The organism is Streptomyces tateyamensis (assembly GCF_003205575.1).
GTDB classification, from domain to species: domain Bacteria; phylum Actinomycetota; class Actinomycetes; order Streptomycetales; family Streptomycetaceae; genus Kitasatospora; species Kitasatospora tateyamensis.
In genome coordinates this window covers 1-375 of sequence record NZ_PYBW01000161.1, presented here as the reverse complement: position 1 = coordinate 375, position 375 = coordinate 1, and the positions used below count along the sequence as shown (strand labels likewise).

The 375-nt window shown below is 65.3% G+C and carries 1 protein-coding gene; it reads left to right on the top strand.

All coding sequences use genetic code 11. The annotated features are described in order from the left end of the window. Positions 1 to 356, top strand: a 356-nt coding sequence (locus C7C46_RS30890; protein WP_146259280.1) for a transposase, incomplete at its 5' end; no start/stop codon positions are given. Positions 357 to 375: the final 19 nt, after the last annotated feature.

Genomic DNA, 375 nt, shown 5'->3' with positions numbered 1-375 from the left:
AGTCATTTATGGTGATGAGGGTCTATTCGTCTGAGTTCAAGGCCGACGCCGTCGCGCTGTATCGCTCGGACCCGGACCTCACGATCGCGCAGGTCGCCCGCGATCTTGGAGTGCACGCGGAGACGCTGCGGAACTGGGTCCGCAGGGACCGCACCCAGCCCGGCGGCGGTCGCACGACGAGGACGGACATGCAGGACACCGGGGCGGCCCAGGCCACGAAGGAAGAGCTGGAGGCCGAGATCGCAGCCCTCAAGGGCGAGCTGAAGGCCGTCCGGAAGGAGAACGCGACGCTCGCCACCGAGCGGGACATCCTGCGCAAGGCGACGAAGTTTTTCGCCTCGGAGATGACCTGGTAAGGAGCCGTCAACTAACTAC